The organism is Streptomyces sp. PL-29, from assembly GCF_058344425.1.
The window spans coordinates 5,831,736-5,856,677 of record NZ_CP136996.1 but is presented as its reverse complement, the minus strand read 5'-3'; the positions used below and the strand labels follow the sequence as shown (position 1 = coordinate 5,856,677).

21 protein-coding genes and 1 pseudogene are annotated in these 24,942 nt (G+C 72.6%); 4 read left to right on the top strand and 18 right to left on the bottom strand.

Annotation, left to right across the window (positions count from 1 at the left end; genetic code table 11):
• The first annotated feature begins 65 nt into the window (after positions 1-65).
• The gene (locus tag R4Z63_RS26845; RefSeq protein WP_037915785.1) at positions 66-548 is read left to right on the top strand and encodes an Lrp/AsnC family transcriptional regulator; all 483 of its coding nucleotides are present in this window, start codon (positions 66-68) and stop codon (positions 546-548) included.
• Positions 549-639: 91 nt separating this feature from the next.
• Here R4Z63_RS26845 and R4Z63_RS26840 read toward each other — a convergent pair whose 3' ends face one another.
• From R4Z63_RS26840 to ggt, 11 genes and pseudogenes are all read right to left on the bottom strand, one after another.
• Positions 640-1,191 carry an O-acetyl-ADP-ribose deacetylase gene (locus R4Z63_RS26840; protein ID WP_384446838.1) on the bottom strand — a complete coding sequence of 184 codons (552 nt, stop codon included), beginning with the start codon at positions 1,189-1,191 and terminating at the stop codon, positions 640-642.
• Positions 1,192-1,230: 39 nt separating this feature from the next.
• Positions 1,231-2,649 (bottom strand): phytoene desaturase family protein, encoded by a 1,419-nt coding sequence (locus tag R4Z63_RS26835; RefSeq protein WP_384446840.1) that lies wholly within the window; start codon positions 2,647-2,649, stop codon positions 1,231-1,233.
• A 74-nt stretch (positions 2,650-2,723) separates the two neighbouring features.
• Positions 2,724-3,549, bottom strand: a pseudogene (locus tag R4Z63_RS26830) (inositol monophosphatase family protein).
• A gap of 129 nt (positions 3,550-3,678) precedes the next feature.
• A complete protein-coding gene (locus R4Z63_RS26825; protein WP_384446844.1) occupies positions 3,679-4,680 on the bottom strand; it encodes a TIGR03842 family LLM class F420-dependent oxidoreductase in 1,002 nt (333 codons plus the stop codon).
• A gap of 56 nt (positions 4,681-4,736) precedes the next feature.
• Positions 4,737-6,137, bottom strand: coding sequence for a dihydropyrimidinase (gene hydA, locus R4Z63_RS26820; RefSeq protein WP_037915776.1), 1,401 nt, complete (start codon positions 6,135-6,137; stop codon positions 4,737-4,739).
• A gap of 12 nt (positions 6,138-6,149) precedes the next feature.
• The gene (locus R4Z63_RS26815; protein WP_384446847.1) at positions 6,150-7,454 is read right to left on the bottom strand and encodes an aspartate aminotransferase family protein; all 1,305 of its coding nucleotides are present in this window, start codon (positions 7,452-7,454) and stop codon (positions 6,150-6,152) included.
• Positions 7,451-8,293 carry a nitrilase-related carbon-nitrogen hydrolase gene (locus R4Z63_RS26810; RefSeq protein ID WP_037915772.1) on the bottom strand — a complete coding sequence of 281 codons (843 nt, stop codon included), beginning with the start codon at positions 8,291-8,293 and terminating at the stop codon, positions 7,451-7,453. Before R4Z63_RS26810 ends, R4Z63_RS26815 begins: the two co-directional genes overlap by 4 nt.
• 427 nt (positions 8,294-8,720) lie before the next feature.
• Complete coding sequence (locus R4Z63_RS26805; protein WP_384446849.1) at positions 8,721-10,265, bottom strand: hypothetical protein; 1,545 nt, start codon at positions 10,263-10,265, stop codon at positions 8,721-8,723.
• A gap of 99 nt (positions 10,266-10,364) precedes the next feature.
• Complete coding sequence (locus R4Z63_RS26800; protein WP_037915767.1) at positions 10,365-10,745, bottom strand: PPOX class F420-dependent oxidoreductase; 381 nt, start codon at positions 10,743-10,745, stop codon at positions 10,365-10,367.
• A 219-nt stretch (positions 10,746-10,964) separates the two neighbouring features.
• Positions 10,965-11,141 (bottom strand): hypothetical protein, encoded by a 177-nt coding sequence (locus tag R4Z63_RS26795; protein ID WP_157840144.1) that lies wholly within the window; start codon positions 11,139-11,141, stop codon positions 10,965-10,967.
• Positions 11,142-11,389: 248 nt separating this feature from the next.
• Positions 11,390-13,195, bottom strand: coding sequence for a gamma-glutamyltransferase (gene ggt, locus R4Z63_RS26790; RefSeq protein ID WP_078555781.1), 1,806 nt, complete (start codon positions 13,193-13,195; stop codon positions 11,390-11,392).
• Positions 13,196-13,410: 215 nt separating this feature from the next.
• Here ggt and R4Z63_RS26785 point away from each other — a divergent pair, with 215 nt between their 5' ends.
• A complete protein-coding gene (locus R4Z63_RS26785) occupies positions 13,411-14,136 on the top strand; it encodes a hypothetical protein (RefSeq protein ID WP_037915762.1) in 726 nt (241 codons plus the stop codon).
• Here the strand turns inward: R4Z63_RS26785 and R4Z63_RS26780 are convergent.
• The 6 genes from R4Z63_RS26780 to R4Z63_RS26755 all read right to left on the bottom strand — a co-directional run bounded on the left by R4Z63_RS26780 (position 14,096) and on the right by R4Z63_RS26755 (position 20,971).
• Entirely contained in the window at positions 14,096-15,355 is a 1,260-nt protein-coding gene (locus tag R4Z63_RS26780; RefSeq protein WP_384446852.1) for a cytochrome P450, read from the bottom strand. The genes R4Z63_RS26785 and R4Z63_RS26780 overlap by 41 nt on opposite strands.
• A 70-nt stretch (positions 15,356-15,425) precedes the next feature.
• Positions 15,426-15,962, bottom strand: a complete 537-nt coding sequence (locus R4Z63_RS26775; RefSeq protein WP_384446854.1) for a hypothetical protein — start codon at positions 15,960-15,962, stop codon at positions 15,426-15,428.
• A complete protein-coding gene (locus R4Z63_RS26770) occupies positions 15,959-17,404 on the bottom strand; it encodes a sensor histidine kinase (protein WP_037915755.1) in 1,446 nt (481 codons plus the stop codon). The genes R4Z63_RS26775 and R4Z63_RS26770 overlap by 4 nt, the downstream gene beginning before the upstream one ends.
• Positions 17,405-17,410: 6 nt before the next feature.
• Positions 17,411-18,094 carry a response regulator transcription factor gene (locus R4Z63_RS26765; RefSeq protein WP_037915752.1) on the bottom strand — a complete coding sequence of 228 codons (684 nt, stop codon included), beginning with the start codon at positions 18,092-18,094 and terminating at the stop codon, positions 17,411-17,413.
• 40 nt (positions 18,095-18,134) lie between these two features.
• Positions 18,135-19,805, bottom strand: coding sequence for a murein biosynthesis integral membrane protein MurJ (murJ, locus tag R4Z63_RS26760; protein WP_384446856.1), 1,671 nt, complete (start codon positions 19,803-19,805; stop codon positions 18,135-18,137).
• Positions 19,802-20,971: a lipid II:glycine glycyltransferase FemX gene (locus R4Z63_RS26755; RefSeq protein WP_037915746.1), complete on the bottom strand. Its 1,170-nt coding sequence runs from the start codon at positions 20,969-20,971 to the stop codon at positions 19,802-19,804. The genes murJ and R4Z63_RS26755 overlap by 4 nt, the downstream gene beginning before the upstream one ends.
• A 224-nt stretch (positions 20,972-21,195) precedes the next feature.
• Between R4Z63_RS26755 and R4Z63_RS26750 the strand changes: the two genes are divergently transcribed.
• Both R4Z63_RS26750 and R4Z63_RS26745 read left to right on the top strand, forming a co-directional pair.
• A complete protein-coding gene (locus R4Z63_RS26750) occupies positions 21,196-22,389 on the top strand; it encodes a L,D-transpeptidase (RefSeq protein WP_384446858.1) in 1,194 nt (397 codons plus the stop codon).
• A gap of 131 nt (positions 22,390-22,520) precedes the next feature.
• Entirely contained in the window at positions 22,521-24,119 is a 1,599-nt protein-coding gene (locus R4Z63_RS26745) for a CocE/NonD family hydrolase (RefSeq protein ID WP_384446860.1), read from the top strand.
• Positions 24,120-24,164: 45 nt separating this feature from the next.
• Here the strand turns inward: R4Z63_RS26745 and R4Z63_RS26740 are convergent, their stop codons facing one another.
• The gene (locus tag R4Z63_RS26740) at positions 24,165-24,908 is read right to left on the bottom strand and encodes an amino acid ABC transporter ATP-binding protein (protein ID WP_037915733.1); all 744 of its coding nucleotides are present in this window, start codon (positions 24,906-24,908) and stop codon (positions 24,165-24,167) included.
• Positions 24,909-24,942: the final 34 nt, after the last annotated feature.

Below are 24,942 nucleotides of genomic sequence, written 5' to 3'. Positions count from 1 at the left end.
GGCAGCCGATTGCCAGTTCTGCCTCTCGGACATACGTTTGGGGCAGGATCTGCCAAGGAGGGGCCATGGACGCAGTCGATCTGCAGATCATCCGGGAATTGCAGACGGACGGGCGCCTTTCCAACCAGGAACTGGCCGACCGCGTCCGGCTGTCCCCGTCACCCTGCCTGCGCCGGGTCCGGCGATTGGAGGAGGCGGGCCTGATCCGCGGCTACACGGCCATGGTCGACCAGGTCGCCTACGGGCTGCCGGTGACCGTCTTCGTCCGGATCCGGCTGGAGCGGCACACGGCGGAGGCGGTGCGGCTCTTCGAGGAGCACGTGGCCGGCATCGAGCACATCCAGGACTGCTACTTGATGGCGGGGAGCAGCGACTACCTGCTCAGAGTCGTCATCGAGGACCTGGAGGCCTACGAGGCCCTGGTGCGCCACCGCATCCATGCCATCCCGGGCATCGCCTCGATCGAGTCGAGCTTCGCGTACGGCAGCGTGAAGCAGTCCAGGACCTATCCGAAGCCCGCGCCGGGCGCCTCGCGGCGACCGCGCTGACGATTCGGCGGACGACCCGGCCGATGGCCTGACGGATCCCGCCGGGCCGGGGAAGGCCCGGCCGGTCACGGCTCCGGGCCGGGCCGGTGGGTCAGGGCCCCGGCCGCGATCCGCCGGACGGGTCCTGGAGAGAGGATCCGACCGCGGCCTCGAAGGCGGCGTACGCGGCGGCGTCGAAGAGGACGAAGCGCGCCTCCTCGACCTCGGTGCGGGCGGCCAGGACCGTCCGGACCGCGATCCGCGCCCCGTCGTCCATGGGCCAGCCGTAGATACCGGTGGAGATGGCCGGGAAGGCCACCGTACGAGCCCCCAGCTCGTCGGCGACGCGCAGCGACTCGCGGTAGCAGGAGGCGAGCAGGTCCGACCGGTCCTCCTCGCGCGACCAGACGGGCCCCACCGTGTGGATGACGTGCTCGGCGGCCAGTCGGCCGGCGGTGGTGGCGACGGCCCGGCCCGTCGGCAGTCCCTTGCCGTAGTGCCCGCGCCGCAGGTCCTCGCAGGCGGCGAGGATCTCCGGGCCGCCCTTGCGGTGGATGGCGCCGTCGACCCCGCCGCCGCCGAGCAGTGAGGAATTCGCGGCGTTGACGATGGCGTCGGCCTTCTCGGCGGTGATGTCGCCGCGTACCAGTGTGATGCGCACCATCGGAAGTCCTTTCACGGTTCGGGGGGGGCGGGCAGCGCCTCAGGAGGTCTGGCGCAGGTGGCGCCAGACCGCCTTGGCGGCGTTGTGGCCGGACATGCCGTGGACGCCCGGGCCCGGCGGGGTCGCCGAGGAGCAGATGAAGACCGCCGGGTGGGCGGTGGTGTAGGGGGAGAGGCTGAGCCGGGGGCGCAGCAGGAGCTGCAGGCCCGATGCGGCCCCGCAGGCGATGTCGCCGCCGACGTAGTTGGGGTTGCGGGCGGCGAGCTGGGGCGGTCCGGCCGTGGCGCGGGCCAGGACCCGGTCGCGGAAGCCCGGGGCGAAGCGCTCCAGTTGGCGCTCGACGGCATCGGTGAGGTCGCCGTCCCAGCCCGCGGGGACGTGGCCGTACGCCCAGAAGACGTGCTTGCCCTCGGGGGCCCGGCCGGGGTCGGCCAGGCTGGGCTGGGCAGTGATCAGGAACGGCGTGCGGGGGGCCCGGCCGGCCGAGGCGAGCTGCAGGGCGGCGTCGATGTCGCGTGTGCGCGGGCCGATCTGGACGGTGCCGGCGCGGCGCGGCTCCTCCGCCGTCCACGGAACCGGTCCGTCCAGCGCGTAGTCGATCTTGAAAACGGAGGCGCCGTACCGGTAGCCGTCGTAGGCGCGGCCCAATCGGGCGATCCGGGCCAACGCCGTGGGCGAGGTGTCAAAGACGTAGGCGCGGGCGGGCGGGAGGTCGTCGAGCCGCTTGACCTCGAAGTCCGTGTGGATCGCTCCACCGAGGTCGCGCAGGTAGGAGGCCAGGGCGTCGGAGATCGACTGGGAGCCGCCGCGGGCCATGGGCCAGCCGCCCGCGTGGGCGGCGAGGGCGAAGACCAGGCCGACGCCACCGGTCCCGATCCCGCCGAGCGGTGCGATGACGTGGGCCACGAGCCCCGCGAACAGCGCCCGCGCCCGTTCGTCCCGGAAGCGGCGCAGCAGCCAGGTGGAGGGCGGCAGGCCGGCCAGCCCGAAGCGGGCGAGGGTCACCGGGTCACGGGGCAGTGCGGTGTCCGGCAGGGACATGAAGTCCCGGGCCAGGGTGTCCCATCGGCCGAGGAAGGGTCCGACCAGGCGCCGGTAGGCGCCCGCGTCGCGCGGCCCGAAGGACGCCGCCGTCTCCGCAACGGAGCGCGCGAGGACGGCGGCCGTCCCGTCGTCGAAGGGGTGCGCCATGGGAAGCGGGGCGTGCAGCCATTCCAGTCCGTACCGCTTCAACGGCATCGTGGCGAAGACCGGCGAACCGGCGCCCAGCGGGTGCACCGCCGCGCAGGGGTCGTGCCGGAAGCCGGGCAGGGTGAGCTCCTCGGTCCGGGCTCCCCCGCCGACCGTGGCGGCGGCCTCGAAGACGGCCACCGAGAAGCCGCGCCGGGCCAGTTCGACGGCGGCCGTCAGCCCGTTGGGGCCCGCCCCCACCACGACCACATCGAAAATCGACGGCACTTGCGACTCCTTCGTTTCCGGCGGCGGCGCCTGCACCCCCAGGATATGGCGACGTACGGGCGGTCCCGGACCCCCTACGCGCCCCGGAGCAGATCGCGGACGCGCACGGCGGTCGCCTCGTCCCGTCCGACAGCGAACGGCAGGGCATTGTCGCGGTCCACCCGGAAGGAGACCCCCTCGACGGTGCTCTGTGCTCCGCCGGACTCGGCGACCAACAGCAGCCCGGCCGCGTGGTCCCAGGCCGAGGGCCACGTGAAGGCGAGGGCGTCCATCTCCCCGCGCGCCACCTTCAGGTACTCCAGGCCTGCCGAACCGCAGGGCCTGGCCGCGATCCCGGGCACGTCCAGCCGGGCCAGGGTGCGCTTGTTCTCGTCGCTGGTGTAGAGGGGGTGGGCGGTGGCGACCCGCAGGTCGGCACCGGGCTCGGGCGAACCGCTGCGTATCCGCTGGCCGTTGACGTACGCGCCCTGCCCGTGCACGGCGGTCGCGAGCTCCTCCAGCGCCGGGGCGAAGGTCCAGGAAGCGAGTATCTCGCCGCGCAGCGCCAGGGCGACCAGGGTGCAGAAGGCCGGGTCGCCCGTTCACGAACTGGCGGGTTCCGTCGACCGGGTCGACGATCCACACCGGGGCGTCCGCGCGCAGTGCCTCGTACACGGCGGGGTCGGCGTGGACGGCTTCTTCGCCGACCACGACCGAACCGGGCAGCAGTCGGGTGAGGGAGGCCGTGAGGTGTTCCTCGGCCTTGCGGTCGGCGACGGTCACCAGGTCGTGCGGGCCGCTCTTCTGGTCGACCTCGTGCTCGGCGAGCTGCCTGAATCTCGGCATGATCTCGATCGCCGCCGCCTTGCGGACGGCTTCTTCCACATCGGGCAGGCCATGGGCCAGGAACTCATCGATCATGCCTCCAGCAAAGCACGCCCGGCCGACAAACCGCACCGCCGCCGTCGGACAGGAGTCGGACACCGGGTGGCCTCCGGGTGAACCCGCCGGCCGGCCCGGGCCTCGGCGGCCGGGCCGGCGGGGGCGGGGTCAAGCGTTCAGGGCGGGGATGATCTGCGCGCCATACGCGTCGATCGTGGACTCCTTCGCGTCGTGCATGTCGTAGACCGCGAACTGGTCGACGCCCAGGTCGCGCAGCGCCCGCAGCTTCTCGATGTGCGCCTCGGCCGGGCCCAGCAGGCAGAACCGGTCGACGATCTCGTCGGGGACGAAGTCCGTGGACGGGTTCCCGGCGCGGCCGTGGTGGCTGTAGTCGTAGCCCTGGCGGGCTTTGACGTAGTCGGTGAGCTCGTCGGGGACCATGCCGGAGTGCTCGCCGTAGCGGGAGACGAGGTCGGCGACGTGGTTGCCGACCATCCCGCCGAACCAGCGGCACTGATCGCGGGCGTGGGCCAGGTCGTCACCGACGTACGCAGGCGCCGCCACACAGATCGTGATCGCGGACGGGTCCCGGCCCGCCTCGACCGCGGCCTGCCGCACCGCCTTGATCATCCACTCGGTGAGGTAGGGGTCGGCGAGCTGGAGGATGAACCCGTCCGCCTTCTGCCCGGCCAGCGCGAGTGCCTTGGGGCCGTACGCGGCCATCCAGACGGGGAGTCTGCCGTCCTTGATCCACGGGATGCGGACCGGGCTGCCGTCGACGGACGCCTCGCGGCCCTCGGCGAGGTCACGGATGACGTCCATGGCCTCGCCGAGGCGGGCCAGGGTGTTGGGAGCGCGGCCCGCGACCCGCATCGCGGAGTCGCCGCGGCCGATCCCGCAGACGGTGCGGTTGCCGTACATGTCGTTGAGGGTCGCGAAGGTCGAGGCGGTGACCTCCCAGGTGCGGGTGCCCGGGTTGGTCACCATCGGGCCGATGTGGAGCTTGGCGGTGTTGGCGAGGATCTGGCTGTAGATGACGAAGGGCTCCTGCCAGAGGACGGCGGAGTCGAAGGTCCAGCCGTAGCGGAAGCCGTTGCGCTCGGCGCGCTTCATGAGGCTGATGACCTGGGAGGCGGGCGGGTCGGTCTGCAGGACGAGGCCGAAGTCCATGCGGTGCTCCTTGCTGGGGAGTACGGGCCCCGGGGCGTGCGGGCCCCGGCGCCCCCTTACAGGTACTGGCAGGTGGAGCGGTGGACGAAGGCACCGTGGCCGGCCCGGCCGATGTACTCGCGCCGATCGACGACGAGTTCACCGCGCGAGAGGACGGTGTCGACGCGGCCGGTGATCCGCCTGCCCTCGTACGCCGAGTAGTCCACGTTCATGTGGTGCGTCTCGGCGGAGATGACCTGCTCGGCGTGCGGATCGTAGAGCACGATGTCGGCGTCGGAGCCCGGCGCGATAGTGCCCTTCTGCGGGTAGAGCCCGAACATCCGGGCGGGTGTGGCGCAGGCGATCTCGATCCACCTGCGGCGGCTGATGTGGCCGTCCACCACCGCCTGGTGCAGGAGGTCCATGCGGTTCTCCACGCCCGGGAGCCCGTTGGGGATCTTCGAGAAGTCGCCCCGTCCCAGTTCCTTCTGGCCGCGGAAGCAGAAAGGGCAGTGGTCGGTGGAGACGACCTGGAGGTCGTTGGTCCGCAGACCCTGCCACAGGGCGGCCTGGTGTTCCCGGGGCCGCAGCGGGGTGGAGCAGACGTACTTGGCGCCCTGGAAGTCCGGCTCGGCCAGGTTGTCGGTGGACAGAAACAGGTACTGCGGGCACGTCTCCCCGAAGACCGGGAGCCCCTTGTCCCGGGCGGCGGCCAGCTCCGCCACCGCTTCCTGCGCCGAGACGTGCACGACATACAGCGGGGCGCCGGCCACCCGCGCGAGCTGGATGGCGCGGTGGGTGGCCTCGGCCTCCAGGAGCACCTTGCGGACCTCGCCGTGGTGGCGCGGATCGGTCTCGCCGCGCGCCAGGGCCTGCTCGATGAGGACATCGATGGCGATGCCGTTCTCCGCGTGCATCATGATCAGGCCGCCGTTGGAGGACGCCCGCTGCATCGCGCGCAGGATCTGGCCGTCGTCCGAGTAGAAGACCCCCGGATACGCCATGAACAGTTTGAACGAACTCACGCCTTCCTCGACGAGTCCGTCCATTTCCTTGAGCGTGTGCTCGTTGACGTCCGACACGATCATGTGGAAGGCGTAGTCGATCGCGCAGTTCCCGTCGGCCTTGGCGTACCAGGCGTCCAGGCCGGCCCGCAGGGACTGCCCCTGCGACTGGACCGCGAAGTCGATGATCGTCGTCGTACCACCCCAGGCCGCGGCCCGCGTCCCGGTCTCGAAGGTGTCCGATGCGGAGGTCCCGCCGAAGGGCAGCTCCATGTGGGTGTGCGCGTCGACCCCTCCCGGGATGACGTACTTGCCGGTCGCGTCGATCGTGCGTCCGGCCGTCCAGGCCCCGGCGGCCGCGGAGCCGTGCGCGGCGAGCGCCGCCACGCGGCCGTCCTCGATCAGGACGTCCGCGTGGAGTTCGTCCGCGGCGGTGACGACCAGGCCACCGCTGATGAGAGTGCGGTTGCTCATGCGTGGTTCCCCCTAGTCGACCCGGTTCGCTTGACGGAGTGCCCGTTCGAGGATCTCGGCGCCCTCCTCCGCCTCGGCAACGGTGAGGGAGAGCGGCGGCGCGACGCGCAGCACGCTGGTGTTGTAGCCACCGCCCTTACCGAGCAGCAGGCCGCCTTCGCGGGCGGCCTCCAGCACGGCGGAGGCGGCGGCCGGGTCGGCCTCGTCCGTGCCGGGCCTGGTCAGCTCGATGCCCGCCATCAGGCCCCGGCCGCGGACCTCCCGTACGGCGGGAACGGTGGCGGCAATGCCGCGCAGCCGTTCCAGCAGCAGGCCGCCGACGCGGCGGGCGTTGCCCTGGAGGTCGTGTTCCAGCAGGTAGCCGAGATTGGCGATGCCGGCCGCCATGGTGACGGGCGAGCCGCCGAAGGTGGAGATGGAGTTGGAGTCCAGGCAGTTCATCACCTCGGCGCGGGCGACGACGCCGCCGATGGACATGCCGTTGCCGATGCCCTTGGCGAAGGTGAGGATGTCCGGCGGGCCGTTCTGGGCGTGGGCTTGCCAGCCCCAGAAGTGGTCGCCGGTGCGGCCCCATCCGGTCTGCACCTCGTCGCTGATCCAGAGGATGCCGTGGCGGTCGAGGACCTCGCGGAAGGCTCCGTACAGGCCGTCGGGCGGGGACGTGAAGCCCCCGACGCCCTGAACCGGTTCGGCGATGAGCGCGGCCACACCCCCGCGGGCCTGGCCCAGTACGTCCTGGAGGTCGGCGACGGCCGCGGCGGTGAAGGCGGTGTCGTCGAGGTGGGCGAAGGGGCCGCGGGTGCGGACGGCGCCGTGGACGTAGTACGTCTGCAGCGGTGAGAGGCTGGTCGGCGACCAGCTGCGGTTGCCGGTCACGGAGACCGTGGAGAAGGACCTGCCGTGGTAGCTGTTGCGCATCGCCAGGATCTGGTTGGAGCGCCGGTACGTCGTCGCCAGGAGCAGGGCGGTGTCGTTGGCCTCGGTGCCCGAGGTGGTGAAGAAGACGCGGGCGTCGGGGATGCCGGACAGGGCGGCGACCCGCTCGGCCAGCTCGATCATCGGCCGGTTGAGGTACAGGGTGGAGGAGTGGATGATCCGCCCGGCCTGCTCGGCGACGGCCTTGGTGACCTCGGGCAGGGCGTGGGCGGTCATCGTGGTGAGGATGCCGCCGAAGAAGTCGAGGTAGCGCTTGCCGTCGGCGTCCCAGACATGGCGCCCCTCGCCGTGGGTGAGCTCGATGGGGTTCTCGTAGTAGAGCGCGAGCCAGTCGGGCAGGACGGTGCGATGGCGGTGGTGGAGCGGGGTGGGGTCGGTCACGGCTGTACGAGCCCTCCGTAGGCGTCGGGGCGACGGTCGCGGTAGAAGGCCCACTGGTCGCGGACCTCCTTGATCTGGTCGAAGTCGAGGTCGCGGACGAGGAGTTCTTCCTCCTTGTCGCTGGCGACGTCGCCGACGAACCGGCCGCGCGGGTCAACGAAGTAGCTGGTGCCGTAGAAGTCGTTGTCGCCGTACTCCTCCTGGCCGACCCGGTTGATGGCCGCGATGAAGTACTCGTTGGCGACGGCCGCGGCGGGCTGCTCCAGCTGCCACAGGTAGGCGGAGAGGCCACGGTGGGTGGCGGACGGGTTGTAGACCAGTTGGGCTCCGGCCAGGCCCAGTTGGCGCCAGCCCTCGGGGAAGTGGCGGTCGTAGCAGATGTAGACGCCGATCCGGCCGACGGCGGTGTCGAAGACGGGCCAGCCCAGGTTGCCCGGGCGGAAGTAGTACTTCTCCCAGAAGCCCTTGACCTGCGGGATGTGGTGCTTGCGGTACTTGCCGAGGTAGCTGCCGTCGGCGTCGATGACGGCGGCGGTGTTGTAGTAGAAGCCCTCGCTCTCCAGCTCGAAGACGGGGACGACGATGACCATCCCGGTCTCGCGGGCGAGGTCCTGCATGCGGCGGACGGTCGGGCCGTCGGGGACGGCCTCGGCCCAGCGGTAGTGCTCGGGCTCCTGAACCTGGCAGAAGTAGGGGGCGTTGAACACTTCCTGGAAGCCGATGATCTTCGCGCCTTCGGCGGCGGCCCGACGGGCGTACTCCTCGTGCTTGGCGATCATCGATTCGGTGTCTCCGGTCCAGGTGGCCTGGACCAGCGCGGCGCGGACGACTTGGGCCATGAGCTGCTCCTTGCGACGGGAACGCCGGTTCTACGCACGTAGACGGAGTGCGTAGGGAGTAGAACGTAGGCCTCGCCACAGCGTGGGGCAAGACCGCCGTGCACGGTTGGAGTAGTCGATCACGTTACGTCGCGCGGTGGTCGATAGCGGTCAGCAGGCGGGGCTTTGACGACATGAAGCGGGGGGTGTCCGCAACACGGCCCCGTCCCCGCCTCCGTATCGGCCTCCGTCGTGGTGCCCGCCTCTCCACGCTCACCCGTACCGCAAGGGAGACCGTGGAGCCCACCGCCGCAAGCGCGGTCATCGACGGGCGTTGCGGCCCCTTGGGGTGGCCGCTTACGCTCCTGCCCCTGACCGCTCCGCGAGCCGCTGCACTCCAGCCGCCCCGCGAAACCCGCAGGTCAGACCGTAGGATCCTGCTGGAGTACTAGGTGGCGACGATGCCGGCCACCCGCAGGGCGTGCAGGAGGTCGCGGTGGCGGGCGCCGGAGAGTAAACCGGCCGCCTGGAGCAGACGGGGGGCGAGCCACCGCGGGTCGTACCGGGCCAGGGCGGCGGCCTCCTCCGCGGTGCGGACCCGCACGAAGGCTCCGAGCAGGGCGTCGGCCTCCCGGTTCCGGCCGGCCGCGCCGAGCGCGAGGGCCGCGTCCGCGACCTCGGCGGAGGGGCGGGCGACGCCCTGACGCAACAGGGCGTCACGGTCGGCCTCCCGGCCGGCGTCGCCGAGGGCCGCTGCGGCGGCCGCGAGCCGTTCGGGCGGCAGCGAAGCCGCTTCCCAGAGCAGGGTGGCCCAGTCGGCGGTGAGCCCCGCGCGGGCGAGTTCGGCGGCCAGGGCGGGCAACTGTCCGGCGGGCCAGGCCGCGGCCTGGCAGAGCAGGGCGTGCGCCTCACCAGTACGCCCCTGCGCGCGCAGGGCGAGCAGTTCGGCGGCGACGGCCCGCGGCCTGCCGGGCGGTGGCGCGGGCTCGGGCGCGGCCTCCGGTACGGCCGCGGGCTCGGGCTGCGGCTCGGGCTGCGGCTCGGGTGCGGCCTTCGGCGGGCCGAACCGGGCACCGCGCGGGGCGGGACGGGCTTCCGGGCTGCCCGGCCCACCCGGGGCGTGGGCGTCCGGGTGGCCGGGAGGCGGGGTGAACGCCAGGGGCTCGGAAGCCGCCGTCCCGGCGTACCGGGCACCCCCGACCCGCCGCGCCCCGCGCAGCCACCGTCCCTCGGCCCGCCCGACGGGCGGCAGCACCGCCGTCGCGCCCTCGTCGGCCCCGCCGGCCCCGTCCTGCGGCCGGGCTCCCGGCCGTGCAGCGGTCCGGGCGGACGCGGCAGCCCCCGGTTCCGCGGCCTGCGGGCCCGGATCCTCCGGCCCCGCACCCGCTTCGGCCGGGGACGCCTGCCGGGTGCCCGCCGGGGCGGTGTCCCCGGCGGGCCCGGCGGGTACGCCCGCACGGGGCGCAGGTACCGGTCGCGGGTCCGTTCCGCTAGCGGGCCGGGGCGGACGTGCGGGCCGCTGCTGGGGGACGACCTGCGACGGGGCGGCCTCCAGGGCGGCCAGGCGGGCCGCCAGGTCCTCGTGGCGGGCCGCGGCGCGGGCCACGTCGTCCTGGGTCCAGGACAGTTCGCGGGTCAGGGCTTCGGTCTGGGCCCGGTCTGCGGTCCCGCCGAGCCGTGCGGTCAGGGTCCGCAGGGCGGCCTCCGATTCGGCCCGCTGGGCCGCGGCCGCCGCGAGCAGGGTCCGCAGTTCTTCGCCGCCCCCCGGCAGCCGGTCCCACACGGTGACCGCTGCCGCCCGCAGCCGCGCGGCGTATACCGTCTCCCGCGCCGCGAGCTCCGCGCCGCCCACCCCCGCCAGGTCCCGCAGCAGCGACTCCACCACGTCCCACGGAGGTATCGCCACCCCGTCCAGGCAGGCCCGCATGCCCTCCGGATCCCGACGCAGGAACTCCCCGTACCAGCCCGCTCCGGCATCCAGCCTCTGCGTCAACCCCCGCAAATATCCGGAGAGTTGACTGATCGCAAGTGAAGTCGCGGTCTCCATGACCGCATTGGACCCCACCCGTGTTACGGGCGGGCTACGGGAGTCTCAAAGCTTGACGGCGATCGCGGTGTGCGGGCGCTTGCCCCGCCGCACCAGAGCGGCGGGCACGTCCACCGCCCAGAACTGCCAGGTGTACTTGCGCGACATCAGCTTGCGCACCCGGCGCAGGCCGTCGTCGTCGAGCAGCCGGGCTTGCCCCTCGTACACGGGAGTCCCCTCCTCCAGGCGCCCGCGCACGTCGCACGCGGCGACGGTGACCCGCCCGTCGTTGCGGATGCGCTTGACCTTCCACGAATCGCTGCGCGTCCACACGTACAGCTCACCCCCGTCGGCGACCGCCCACACGGGCGTGGCCACGGGCGTGCCGTCCTTGCGGAACGTGGTGAGGCTGACGTACCGCGCGCTGCCGAGCTGCTGGAGACCCATACCCGGACCCTAGCGCGGACGGCCGGCGACCCGGCCCACCGCCGCCGCATCGGCCGGACCCGGCCTGCCGGATGGGGTGGGGTGAGGTGGGCCGGGGCCGGGTGGGGCAAGGGCGGGGTGGGGGGCGACACGGCGCGCCCACGTCCCGGGCGCGGCGCGCCCCGGCGGCGGATGGGCACCTCGCGCCACCTGTCGGGGGCCGGAACGTCAGCTCACCGCTCAGCGGCCGTGCGGACCGCCCGGCTCAGCGGGTCCCGTGCGGCCGCGCCCGTCCGCGTCGTGCACGGTTCCCGGACGGCCGTCCGGCAGGGCGCACGCCGCCAGCAGCAGGCCTCCCGCGAGGAGGGCGCCGACGGCTGCGCATCCGAGTCGCTTGGCTGCGTTCGTTGCTGACACGCCCTGACGTCTGCCCCGCCCGCCGCACGTCCCACCGCAGTTTGGGCCGTTCGGCCCCGGCTCCCGCCCGAACGGCACGATCGCGGTGGCACGGACGCCGCCCGGTGCGACGGCGTCGGCGACGACCGGACCCCGCGCTCCGCCGACGGCACCCGCGCCGCCCGTGCGGAGCCCGCGGTCGCGATCACCGGACGCGGGCCGGGGTCCTCACCACGGTCCGTCCGTGCTCCGTCCTCCTGGGGCGTCCTTCACCATGTGCCGTGCGGGTGTACGACCATGGCCGAGCCACCGCCGCGTCGGGAGGTCTCGGCCGCCGCGAGCCAGCGGCCGTCGGGCAGCCGCTGGACGCCGGTGGCGGCGCCGATCTCCGGGTTCTGTCGGAAGCCCTGGCCCAGGGCTTCCAGTTCGGCGCGCAGCGGACTGTTCCACAGGCCCGGCTCCAGCTCGGTGGTGGTCTGGTTGCGCTGGCTGGCCCGTGGCGTGGCGATGGCGTCGACGAGCGGCAGGCCCCGGTCCAGGTGGCCGGTCAGGGTCTGCAGGACGGTGGTGATGATCGTGGCACCGCCGGGCGACCCGACCGCCAGCACCGGCCGGCCGTGGTCCAGCACGATCGTCGGGGACATCGACGAGCGCGGCCGCTTGCCGGGGCCGGGCAGGTTCGGGTCCGGGACTCCGGGGGCCGCCGGGGCGAAGGAGAAGTCGGTGAGCTCGTTGTTGAGCAGGAACCCGCGGCCGGGGACCGTGATCGCGCTGCCCCCGGTGGACTCGATGGTCAGGGTGTAGGAGACGACGTTGCCCCACCGGTCGGCGACCGTCAGGTGCGTGGTGTTCTCGCCCTCGTACGTGGTGGGGGCGGCCTGCCCGGTGGTGGCACAGGGCTGCGGGCTGCGCGGGTCGCCGGGGGCCAGCGGGCTGGTCAGGGCCCGGTCGGGCCTGATCAGGCAGGCTCGGGAGTCGGCGAACCGCTGCGAGAGCAGTTCGCGTGTCGGTACGTCCTCGGCGGCCGGGTCGCCGACCCAGCGTCCGCGGTCGGCGAAGGAGATCCGGGAGGCCTCGATGAGGTGGTGCAGGTACTGGGCGTCGGAGAGCTTCGCGAGGTCGGTCCGTTCCAGGATGTTCAGCGCCTCGCCGACCGTGGTGCCGCCGGAGGACGAGGGCGCCATGCTGTAGACGTCCAGGCCCCGGTAGTTCACCCGGGTCGGGGTCTGCCGCTTGGTGCCGTACGCGCGCAGATCCCCGGCGGTCAGGTCACCCGCCCGGACCGTACGGGTGGCCGCGGGGTCCACCGGGGGCGTGCGGACGGCGCGGACGATGTCGTCGGCGATGCGGCCCCGGTAGAGGGCGCCGGTGCCCTTGCGTGCCAGTTCGGCGTAGGTGTCGGCGAGGTCGGGGTTCTTGAAGGTGGAGCCGACGGCGGGCAGGGAGCCGCCGGGCAGGAAGAGCTTGGCGGTGTCCGGGAAGTCCCGGAACCGCGCCTCGTTGAGCTCGGTCTGGGCCCGGAAGGTGGCGTCCACCGTGAAGCCGTCGCGGGCCAGTCTCTCGGCGGGCTTGAGCAGGTGGCGCAGCGGGCGGCTGCCCCAGGCGTCGAGTGCGCTCTTCCAGGTGGCCGCGGTGCCGGGGACACCGACGCCGAGGCCGCTGGTCTGGCCCTCGGCGAAGGGGATGGGCAGGCCGTTCTCCTGGAACAGGGCGGCCGTGGCGGTGGCCGGGGCGGTCTCCCGGCCGTCGATGGTGTGCACCCGGTGCGAGCGGGCGTCGTAGTAGACGAAGTAGCCTCCGCCCCCGATGCCCGCCGAATAGGGCTCGGTGACCCCCAGTGCGGCGGCGGTGGCGACGGCCGCGTCGACGGCGTTGCCGCCGGCGCGCAGCACGGCGATCCCGGCGGCCGAGGCGTCGGCGTCGACGCTGGCGACGGCTCCGCCGTAGCCGACGGCGACGGGCGCCTTCGCCGGTGGGGCCGGGGTCGCGGCGGCGGGCGGGGCGGCCGTGGTCGCGGCGAGCGCGGCGACGACGGTCAGCAGCGGTAACGTGCGGGCTACGGCGGGACGGTGCATCCGGACCTCCAGTGGCAGCGTGGGCCGAGCCTAGCGCCGGGCCCGCCGCCCCGTCAGGGCGTCGGCGGGGGCGCGCCGTACGGCCGGACCGACCGGATCGGGCCCCGGCGGTGGTCCCGCCGCGGCCGGCCCACGCGGTCCGGTGACGCGGCGAGGTGCCGTGCCGGGACCGCGGCCCGGTGAACCCCGCCGGTCGGCGTACTAGCATCCGGCGCATGAACGACGACGTGCGCAACATCGTGCTCGGGGTGATAGCCGCCGCCGTCAGCGGTGGGTTCGGCTGGTTCTCCCGGACCTTCCTCTGGCGGCGCGCGCTCCGCCGCAAGCAGGCGTTCTTCGGGCTGCCGACCGGCTCCGACTGCCTGTTCGTGGTCAATCGGCAGATGGGGGGAAAGGATTCCTCCCTGCACCGCAACGACGCCTTCGCCCTGCTGGAGATCTCCGCCCTGATCAAGGACTGCGGGGCGAACGTCCAGATCGTCACGCATGACACGGCCCGTCAGGGGTTCGGCGACCGGGCCGAGTTCTGCGTCGGCGGGCCGTCGTCCAACGCCCGCACCACGGCGCACCTGGCGTCCATGCTGCCGGGGATCACCGTGAACACCGAGACCGAGCAGCACGAGGACCGGGGCGCGATCACGGTGGGCGGGGAGACTTACCGGTGGCGCAAGGGGCTGGAGGAGTTCGTGGTGCTGGCCCGGCTGGTGGGCGGGGAGGGCGGCCGTCCGGTGTTCCTGCTCTCGGGCCAGACCGCGGTCAGCAACCAGGCGGCCGCCCGGTACCTGGGCCGACACCACACGCGGCTGGCGCGCAGGTACGGGGTGGGCTCCTTCTGCCTGGTGCTGAAGGTGGTCAACTCCGACGCCTACGGGCCGGACGTGACCGAGCTGGTCGCGGACGTCACCGGGCCGGCCCGGACACCCGCAGCGGCAGCCGTGTGATCCCGTTGATGAAGTTGGATACCAACCGCCTTGGCGGGTCGGTGAGTTCGGGTGCGGGCATGGCAGTACACCACTCCTGGTAGAGGGTGCGCAGCTGGAGGCGGGCGAAGTGCGCGCCGAGACAGACGTGCGGGCCGTCCCCGAAGGACACGTGCGGGTTGGGCGTGCGGCCGAGGTCCAGGCGGCCCGGGTCGGTGAAGACGCGTTCGTCGTGGTTGGCGGAGGCGTGGAGGACGACGACCTTGTCACCGGTCCGGACCGGCTGTCCGGCCAGTTCGTGGTCGACGGCGGCGGTGCGGCGGAAGCTGAGGACCGGTGGGTGGACGCGCAGGAGTTCGTCGACGGCGCGTTCCGGGGGCACGTTCCCCTCGGCGAGCCGGCGGTACTCGTCCGGGGCGTGGGCGAGGGCGAGCAGGCCTCCGGGGGCGGCGCTGCGCACGGTGTCGTTGCCCGCCACGGTGAGCAGGAAGAAGAACATCTCCAGTTCGGCCGGGTCGAGCCCGGCGGTGGCCAGGGCGGTCATCACGTCGTCGCCGGGGTGTCGGCGTTTGTGGGCGGCGAGTGCGCGGGCGTACCCGAACATCTCGCCGAGCAGCGCCGGTGAGCGCGGGTTGCGGGGCTTGCCGTCGGGGTCGAGGAGCGGGGCGGGGGTGTCTTCCGGGTCCTGGTAGCCGATGACCCGTACGGTCCATTCCAGCAGCAGGGCCCGGTCGGCGGGCGGGATGCCGAGCAGGTCGGTGAGGTTGAGGAGCGCGTACTCGTCGGTGACGGTTCGGACGATGTCGGCGGCGCCGTCCTCGGCCGCGTCCCGGGCCGCGGCCAGCAGTGTGCGGGCCCGGTCGCGCACGCGCCCCGTGAAGGCGTCGACGCGGGCCGGGGTGAAGGCGCGGGCCACCAGGCGGCGCAGTCCGCCGTGCTCGGGGGGATCCTGGTTGAGCATGGTGCGGCGTAGGAAGGGCAGGTCGGCCGGGTCGGGGTCGCGGATCTGGGTGGCGCCCAGCCAGGAGGAGTACGTCCGGTGGTCGCGCAGGACCCGGACGACGTCGGCGTGCCGGGTGACGGCCCAGAAACCGGGGCCGGCGGGCCAGCCCTCGATCTCGGGCTCCGCCTGCCGGGCCACGGGGTGGCGGTCGCGCAGCAGCCGGTAGCGGTCGTGCGGGACCGCGGCGGCGTAGATGCGTGGGTCGAAGATGTCGGGGATGTCCGCGGCGTGGTCCATGCGGCCACGGTGGCGGGCGTGCGGTCGCGCCCGCAAGGGCGCCGCCCCTGCGGGCCGGAGCCGCCGGGCGTCAGCGCCGGGGGTCGCAGTCGGCGGCGGGAAGGACGGTGTCGGTGCCCTTGATGCTGACCCGGCTGAGGGTGTCCGGCACCGCGGAGACGCCGAGGGTGCACACCAGCTGGTTGCGGGCCAGCTCCGAGAGGCCTCCCACCGCGAAGGGGACGCTGACCGTCAACCCCTTGTCCGGTGCGTACTTGCTCACCGCCACCGCGTCCACCTGCTCGTCGGAGACCTGCGGCAGCGCCGTGGTGAGTCCGGCCGCCGAAGCCGGACCGGTGGGCCCCTGGAGCAGCAGCCGCACCAGCGGTACGGGCGCGATGATGTACTCGCTGCTGAGCGGGAAGGGGACCGGGACGAGCCGGTCACCCTCCTTGGCGACGAAGTAGAGGACGGCGGCCTTCTTACCGCCGGGGATGCCGACGGCGGCGGCGTGGCCGCTCTCGATCACCCCGGTGCGCTTGATCCCGCATCCGGCGAGCAGCAGGGCGCTGGCCGCCAGCGCGGCGGTGGCCGCCGCGGCGCGGGCTCTCGTCGTGCGCCCTGTCATGCGCGGGCCTCCAGCGGCATGTCGAGGGTGAAGAGGGCACCGCCGGCGGGCCGGTTGCCCGCCCGGAGGGTGCCGCCGTGCAGGCGGACGTTCTCCAGGGTGATGGCGAGTCCGAGGCCGCTGCCGGCGGAACGGGTCCGGGCGGCGTCGGCCTTGAAGAAGCGGTCGAAGATGTGCGGCAGCACCTCGGGGGCGATGCCGGGTCCGCTGTCGGCGACGTCGACGAGGAGCCGTTCGCCGTTCTCGCCGGGTGCGGTGCGCACGGTGACGTGGACGGGGGCGCCGCCGTGCCGCAGGGCGTTGCCGACGAGGTTGGCGAGGACCACGTCGAAGCGGCGCGGGTCGAGGCGGGCGCGTACGCCGTGGGGCAGCGCGGTGGTGACGCGGTGGTCGTCCCAGTGGCGCCGTTCGAGCGTCTTGCGGACGGCTTCGGCGATGTCCACGTCGTCGAGGTTGAGCTCGGCGGCCCGGGCGTCGAAGCGGGAGATCTCCATGAGGTCCTCGACGAGAACGGCGAGTTTGCCGGTCTCGGCGCTGACCAGGCGCAGGGCCTTGGCGGTGTCGGCGTCCAGGCGCGCGGCGTCCTCGTCGAGGACCTCGGTCACGGCGAGCATCCCGGCGAGCGGGGTGCGTAGTTCGTGGGAGACGTCGGAGGCGAAGCGGCGGGCCCGGACCTCGGCCTCCTGGAGTTCGCGTACGGACTGTTCCAGGGCTCGGGCGGTCTCGTTGAAGGTGCGGGCGAGTCCGGCGAGTTCGTCCGCGCCGCGGACCTCGATGCGGGTGTCGAGGCGGCCGCGTCCCAGTTTCTGTGCGGCGCGGCGCATGTCGCGGACCGGCCGCAGCACGCTGCGGGCGGCCAGCAGGGCGGGGACGACGGCGATGGCCAGGCCCGGTACGGCGCCCTGCTGGGCGGCCTCGACCATGGCTTCGACGGTCTGCTTCTCGCCGGAGAGCGGGACGCTGGCGTAGAAGACGACGCCGGTGGAATCGGTGAATCCGTTGTGCTCGAAGACCGCGGGGACGCCGATCGTGAGCCAGGGGTTGCCGCGCTGGTCCTCGACGCGCTGGAAGGCGGCGTACTGGTTGTTGCGGACCCGGTCGCGCAGGCTGTCGGTGATCACGGTGGACGTGGGCGTGCCGGGGTTGGTGGAGACGCGTAGGCCGCCGTACTCGCCGAAGACGATCCACGGGTGGGGTTTGCCGCGCTTGCCGAGCTCGATGACGATGCGCTGCAGTTCCTGCTGGTCCAGCGGCAACTGGAGCTGCTGCTGCTCGACCTGGTCGCGCAGGGTGCTGACGGCGGTGTCCTGGGTCTGTTTGAGGATGGCGTTGCGCGCCTGCTGGTAGGTCAGGGCCGCGGTGGTTCCCGCGCTGATCGCGGCGACCAGGAGGAAGGCCGCTATCAGCCGGGTGCGCAGCCCCAGGGGGGCTATGCGTCGCACCGCGGCCTACAGGGGGCCGAAGCGGTAGCCGAAGCCGCGCACGGTCTGTATGTAGCGGGGGCTGCGGGCGGGGTCCTCGATCTTGTGGCGCAGGCGGCGTACGCAGGCGTCCACGAGCCGGGCGTCGGCGTGGTAGCTGTGGTCCCAGACGTACTCCAGGAGCTGCTGGCGGGAGAAGACCTGCTCGGGCGAGGCCGACAGGTGCAGCAGGAGCTTGATCTCGCTGGGGGCGAGGGCGACGCGGTCGCCGTTCTTCGCGACGGTCAGCCCGGCGCGGTCGATGGCGAGTTCGCCGTGCGTCTCGATGCCGGGACGGGACCCCACCGGGTCGCTGAGCCGGCGCAGGACGGCCTTGATGCGGGCTTCGATGACCTCGGTGCGGGCGGGTTTGACGATGTAGTCGTCGGCGCCCGCCTCCAGCCCGATGACGATGTCGAAGTCGTCGCCACGTGCGGTGAGCATGATGATCGGAACCTCGCTGGTCTGGCGGATGCGGTGGCAGACCTGGACGCCGTTGATGCCGGGCAGCATCAGGTCCAGCAGCACGAGCTCGGGTCGGAAGGCCGCCATCAGGGCGAGTCCGTCCTCCCCGGTCTCGGCGGCCCGCACGTCGTGGCCGCGGCGGCGCAGGCCGAGGCCCACCCCCTCGCGGACGGAAGGGTCGTCCTCGATCAGCAGTACACGTGGCATCCGGTCAGTATCCCAAGGCGTTCTTCGGCTTCTCCTCCCGCTACCGGCCGGTCTTGCGCCGCAGGGAGTCCAGCAGGTCGGTGATCTCGGCCAGGCGCAGCGGCCGGGCAAGGAGGACGACGAGCAGGACGAGGGCCGCGGTTCCCGCGCCGACGGCGGCGAAGTCGCCGAAGCGCTCGGCGGCGCGGGCGGTCGCGTGGGCCGCGACGGCGGCGGGCGCACAGGCGGCGAGCAGCCGCAGGTGGGTGCGTACGGCCGTGGCGCGGCGTGCGGTGCGGCTGCCGGAGCGCGGGCCGAGCCGTCGCGCGAGGGCGTATCCGGTGACGGCGGCGCCCGCGAGGAAGGCGGCGGAGGAGGCGGCGGCCATGCCGGTGACCGCCCAGCGCGGGGAGAGCAGGAGGTAGGCGGCGGCCGACAGTCCGGCGTTGAGGGTGACGATGACGAGGTTGAGGAAGAAGGGGGTGCGGGTGTCGGAGAGGGCGTAGAAGCCCCGGGAGAGCACGTACTGCGCGGAGAAGGCGACCAGGCCGGGGGCGAAGGCCGCGAGCATGCCGGCCATGACCTCGATGTCGGCGGCACCGGTGCGCCCGTACCCGAAGACGCTGCCCATCACCCAGGGGGCGAGGGCGGCCATGAGGGCGGCGGCGGGCACGACGAGGGCGGCGCTGGAGCGCAGTGCGGAGGAGACGTCGCGGCGGACGGCGCCGAGGTCGCCGTCGGTGGCGGCGGAACTCATCCGGGGCATCAGGGCGGTGACGAGGGACACGGTGATGATGCCCTGCGGGACGATCCACAGCTGGTAGGCGTTGCTGTAGGCGGTGTAGCCGGCGCCGCCCGCGAGGCCGGCCTCGACCGCCCGCTGTCCGGTCGCGGTGGAGAGCCGGGTGACGACCCAGTAGGCGATCTGGTTGGTGAAGACGAGCAGGACGAGCCAGCCCGCGTTGCGCAGGGGGCGGCCGAGGCCGCTGCCGCGCCAGTCGAAGCGGGGGCGCCAGCGGAAGCGGGCCGCGCGCAGCGACGGGACGAGGGCGAGGGCCTGGACGACGATGCCCGCGGTGGTGCCGAGGCCCAGGAGCCGGGTCTCGGCGGCGGTGAGGCCGCCGGCGGCGTCGTGGGAGACGTACAGGAACAGCCCGAAGACGGCGATGATGACGATGTTGTTGAGGACCGGGGTCCACATCATGGCGCCGAACCGACCGCGGGAGTTCAGCACTTGGCCGAGGAGGGTGAAGAGCCCGTAGAAGAGGATCTGGGGCAGGCAGTAGCGGGCCAGGGCCACGGTGGTGCTCGCCTGGGCACCGGTGTAGCCGGTGTACGCCGAGACGATGAGCGGGGCGGCGAGGACCGCTGCGGCGGTGAGGGCGACGAGGGCCGCGGTGCAGGCGGTGAGCAGCCGGTCGGTGTAGGCGGCTCCGCCGTCGGCGTGTTCCTTGGCGGCCCGGACCAGCTCGGGCACGAAGACGGCGTTGAGCGCTCCGCCGACGAGCAGGATGTAGATGATGTTCGGGACGGTGTTGGCCACGGCGTAGCCGTCGCCGAGGAGTCCGGTGCCCAGCGCGGCGACGACGACGGCGGAGCGGATGAAGCCGGTGGCGCGGGAGACGATCGAGCCGGCCGCCATGAGCGCGCCGCTGCGCAGCACCGAGCTCTGCGCCGGTGCCGCGCCGTCGGCGGCGGCGGGGCCGGCCGGTCTGGTGTCGGTGGCCGTCACCGGCGGGCCAGGTAGGCCTGGAACGCCTTGTGGAGCGTCGCGTTGGCGACTCCGTCCATCGGGATCTCCCATTCACCGAGCGTTTCGACGACCTGCCCGCCGGTGCCGAGCTTCCAGCGCAGCAGCCCGAAGGAACGTTCGTCGGGGTCGAGGGTGGAGGGTACCCCGCGCATGTCGTACTCGTCGGCACCGAGGGCGTGCGCATCGCGCATCATGCGCCACTGCAGGGCGTTGCTGGGCCGCACTTCGCGCCGGTGGTCGGCGGAGGCACCGGTCTGGTACCAGACCCTGGCGCCGGTGCTGATCATGGTGTGGGCGGCGAGGATCTCGCCGCGGTGGACGGCCAGGTAGAGCCGCATCCGGCCGGGCTGTTCCTCGTTCAGGACGCGGTACTGCTGCTCGTAGTAGGCGAGGGAGCGGCCGAGCCGGAAGCCGTCGCGCTCCTCGGTGATCCGCAGCAGCCGGTAGAACTCGGGCAGGTCCGCGGGGGTGCCGAGAACGGTCTCCACTCCTGCCTTGTCGGCCTTGCGCACGTTGCGCCGCCACTCCTGGTTGAGGCCTGACCACAGGTCGTCGAGGGAGCGCCCGGCGAGCGGGACGCGGAAGACGTGGCGGGGCTGGGCGTCGCCGTCGTCCTCGCCGCCGCAGCGCTTCCAGCCGCGGGAGCGCAGCCGGTCGGCGAGGGCGGCGCCGACCGGGTCGACCTCGGTGGCGAGGACGTCGGATATCCGGCGGCCCGCTCCGGTACCGGCCTTGGCGGCGGCGGCGTCCCAGCGGCGGTAGGCGGGGCTGGGGCCCATGCGGACGGCGAAGGCCCCGGCGGCGCGCAGGTGTCGCTTGAGCGGGTCCAGCCAGCGGTCGATGCGCGGGTCGGCCCAGTCGGCGACGGGCCCTTCGGGGAGGTAGGCGAAGTATTTGCGGGTGCCGGGAAATTGCCGATAGAGAACGAGCCCGGCACCTTCGATCTCGCCCCCGGGCGAGTGCCATCCGACCATTTCCGAGCGCCAGAGGTCCTTCACCCGGGCCCAGGACGGGTGCTGGAGAAAGCTCGCCGCCCGGGTCCGGCAGAGGAAGGCCCGGTATTCGGGGAGGGACAGGGTGCGCACCCGGAGCTCCTGATCCTGGTCCTGGTCCTGCCGGGCGGGGGTAACGAGCAGTGCGCACACGGCTGACGGCCTTCCTGTTCGTCGTGCGGGGTCGTTCACAGGACTCTCACAGCCGCCCGTGACCGGAGTGCGCGGCGCATGTGACCGGACGATGACCGTTTCGCTGCGGTCCACGTCACAACGCGGAGGCCGAGCTTTTCCGCTGTTTGCGCAACCTAGAGTCGTCCCGTTCCCATCCTCATGTGCGAACGCCCATCACCACCACGACTCGAAGGGGCCCTTCGTTGAGCCGCACACGCCGCACCGCCATTGCGGGCACCGCACTCCTGGCCGCCGCGCTGACCGCCTGCTCGGGCGGGAGTGACGGCGGAAGCGACGGCAAGGGCAAGGACGAACCGAAGTCGAAGGCGCCCATGGCGGTCTCGGTGAACCTCACGGGCGATCAGGTCAAGGCGGGCCAGCCGGTGACCGTGACCGTCGCCGAGGGCAAGCTGGCGCAGGTGAAGGTGACCGACGCCAAGGGCGCGGAGCTGCCCGGCAAGATAGCCGACGACGGCAGGACCTGGACCTCGGAGCGCAACGCCCCGCCCGGTGGGGAGTACAAGGTGGAGGCACAGAACACCGAGAGCCAGAGCGCCGTCACGCAGTTCACGACCAGCGCCGCCGACCGGGTGAACAAGGTCTCGATCAACGTCCCCAAGGGCAGCACGGTGGGCGTGGCGATGCCGGTGTCGATCGTCTTCGACAACCCGGTGACGAACAAGGCCGAGGTGGAGAAGCAGCTCAAGGTCACCACGTCGGACAACACCGAGGGCTCCTGGGGTTGGATCAAGGACCACTCCGGCAACGACCGTGTCGACTGGCGGCCCAAGGACTACTGGAAGTCCGGCACCGAGGTGAAGGTCGAGATGAACCTGAACGGTGTGGACTCCGGCAAGGGCGGCGGGTTGTTCGCCCGGGACTACAACACCGAGTTCAAGATCGGCAAGGACCGCCGGGTGCAGGTCAGCCTCGACACCAAGAAGCTGACGGTGACCGAGGACGGCCAGGCGCAGAAGGCGATCCCGATCTCGGCCGGCACTCCGGGCGGCAAGAAGGCGTCCTGGTCCGGGAAGATGGTGATCATGTCGAAGGAGGGCACCATCCGGATGGACTCCCAGACGGTGGGCCTGGACAACGCCTACGACAAGATGGTCGATTACTCGATGCGGCTCACCTGGTCCGGCATGTACGCGCACGCCGCCCCGTGGAACGAGGCCAACTTCGGTCGGACCAACAGCAGTTCCGGCTGCGTGGGGATGAGCGACGCCAACGCCGCGGAGTTCTTCGCCCAGTCCCAGATCGGCGACGCCTTCGAGGTGGTCGGCGCGGGCTCCAAGGGCAACGCCGACATCGGCAACGGCTACGGCGAGTGGAACCTCTCCTGGGACCAGTGGAAGGCCAAGAGCGCCCTGTCCGCCGCCCCGCAGAACGGCTGACCCGCGGACCACACTGCTGACTTTCGTTCAATTGTTACCACCACGTAACTTACCGACGGGTTACCTTCGGTAAGACGCTCCCGTTACCGTCGGGTCACTTTTAGGACTCCGGTGCACGCGAGGAGCGACCGATGGAACGCACCACCACCGCCGCGGCCGTGGCGGCACTCCTGGCGGCGACCGCCCTGGGCCTGGCCCCCCACCAGGCCCAGGCGGCACCCATACCCGCCGCGGCCACCGTGTCCGCCGCCGCGCGGACCGCCGCCGCAGACCTACGCTTTCACGACATTCCCGGCTCCGACGGCATCACCCTCAAGGGCAACGTCTTCACCCCGGCAGGAGCCCAGAGCGGCCGGAAGTATCCGCTGATCGTGCTGCCCACCAGCTGGGGGCTGCCGCAGATCGAATACATCGCCCAGGCCAAGAGGCTGGCCGACTCCGGCTATGTCGTGGTCTCCTACACCTCCCGCGGCTTCTGGCTCTCCGGCGGCCGCATCGAGGTGGCCGGGCCGCCGGACGTCGCCGACGTCTCCGCCGTCATCGACTGGGCCCTCGCCCACACCCCCGCCGACGCGGACCGCATCGGCCTGGGCGGGGTCTCCTACGGCGCCGGCATCACCCTGCTGGCCTCCGCACACGATCCGCGGGTCAAGGCGGTGGTCGCCATGAGCGGCTGGGCCGACCTCATCGAGTCCATCTACTCGGGCCGCACCCAGCACCTCCAGGCCGCCGGGCTGCTCGGGGCCGCCGGATACCTCACCGGCCGCCCCGGCCCCGAACTCCAGTCGATCCTGGGTGACTTCCTCGGCTCCCGGCTGGACCGCGAGCAGCAGATGATCGAGTGGGGCAGAAAGCGGTCGGCCTCCGAGCAGGTGGACCGGATCAACGCCAACGGCGCCGCGATCATGCTCGGCAACGCCTGGGGCGACACGGTCTTCCCGCCCAACCAGTACGCGCAGTTCTACGAGCGGCTGACCGGCCCCAAGCGGCTGGAGTTCCGCCCCGGAGACCATGCCACGGCCGAGGGCACCGGCCTGCTCGGCCTGCCCAACGACACCTGGAACAACGCCCACCGCTGGTTCGACCGCTACCTCAAGGGGGAGCGCAACGGCGTCGACACCGAGGCCCCGGTGCAGATCAAGTCCCGTAGCGACAACGGCTACGAGGGGTACGCCGACTGGGCCTCGGTCGGCTCCGGCGGCACCGAGAGGATCGCGCTCTCCGACAGCGAGCACCTGTTCGCGAACATCGACTCCGGGGCCAACGGCGGCGTCGTACTCCTCTCCAGCGTCCTCGACCAGTTCTTCAAGGCGCCCCCGATCGCCTCGATCCCGCTCCTCCCCCGCTCCTTCGCCGCCGTCTGGCGGTCGGGGCGCTACGACGAGGCCCGCCGGATCCGCGGCACGGTCCGGCTGCACACCACCGTCACGCCCACCAAGGGCGACGGCACCTTCGTCGCGTACCTCTACGACGTCGGCCCGCTCGGCATCGGCAAGCTGGTCAGCAACGCCCCGTACACCTTCCACGGCAAGACCCCGGGCCGGGCCTTCGGCGTGGACCTGGAACTCTTCTCCACCGCCTACGACGTGCCCGCGGGCCACCGGCTCGCGCTGGTCATCGACACCGTCGACCCGCTCTACATCGAGCACAACCCCGCCGGCGCGCAGCTGACCTTCTCCTCGCCCCAGGGCGACCCCAGCTACGTCTCGGTACCGCTGCGCGAGCGGTGATCCCCGGCAGCGGCCGGGCCCGGACGGCCCGCCCTCCAGAAGCCCTCAGTGCTTGAGGATCTTGGAGAGGAAGTCCTTGGCCCGGTCGCTCGCGGGGGCGGTGAAGAACTCCTCCGGGGTGCGGTCCTCGACGATCCGGCCGTCGGCCATGAACAGCACGCGGTGGGCGGCGGAGCGGGCGAAGCCCATCTCGTGGGTGACCACGACCATGGTCATGCCCTCCCGGGCGAGCTGCCGCATGACCTCCAGCACCTCGTTGATCATCTCCGGGTCCAGTGCGGAGGTGGGCTCGTCGAAGAGCAGGGCCTTCGGGTCCATGGCGAGGGCGCGGGCGATGGCCACGCGCTGCTGCTGGCCGCCGGAGAGCTGGGCGGGGAACTTGTCCGCCTGGTCGGCGAGGCCGACGCGCTCCAGCAGCTCACCGGAACGCCGGTCCGCCTCGCCCCTCGCCCGACCGCGGACCTTGACCTGCGCGAGCGAGACGTTGGCCAGGACCGTCTTGTGCGCGAACAGGTTGAAGGACTGGAAGACCATCCCCACCTCGGCGCGCAGCCGGGCCAGCTCCCTGCCCTCGGCGGGCAGCGGCTCCCCGTCGATGAGGATCGTGCCCGACTCGACGGTCTCCAGCCGGTTGATCGCCCGGCACAGGGTGGACTTCCCGGAGCCGGAGGGCCCGATGACCACCACCACCTCCCCGCGGCCGACGGTGAGGCTGACGTCCCGCAGCACGTGCAGCGGTCCGAAGTGCTTGTTGACGTCCCGCAGCTCGATCAGAGGATCGACGGCCATGCGCTGCCCTGCCCACTCGGTGTCGGATGCCGGC